At 67.7% G+C, this 248-nt stretch carries 1 pseudogene; it reads left to right on the top strand.

The annotated features are described in order from the left end of the window. Positions 1-49: 49 nt before the first annotated feature. Positions 50-248 (top strand): annotated as a pseudogene (locus R0J92_RS25350) (3-oxoacyl-ACP synthase); the annotation flags it as partial.

Here is a 248-nt window from a genome sequence, read left to right as displayed (position 1 = left end):
CCAGCCACCGGCTGGCCCCGAAGCGGCCTGACGACAGGATACCGATAACATGATCCGTTCAGTGGTACGCGGTTATGGGGCTGCATTGCCCAAGCGCGTCGTCCCCAACCGTGAGTTGGAGGGCATGGTCGCGACGTCGGACGAATGGATCGACCAGCGCACCGGCATCCGCCAGCGCTACATCGCAGGCGAGGGCGAGACGACCGCCTCGCTCGGCGAGCAGGCAGCCCGCGCGGCGCTCGACAAGG

The sequence above is a fragment of the Tritonibacter sp. SIMBA_163 genome, assembly GCF_046535935.1.
GTDB lineage: Bacteria > Pseudomonadota > Alphaproteobacteria > Rhodobacterales > Rhodobacteraceae > Epibacterium > Epibacterium scottomollicae.
Note: the sequence above shows the minus strand (reverse complement) of the source record. Positions and strands in the feature narration are given on the sequence as shown.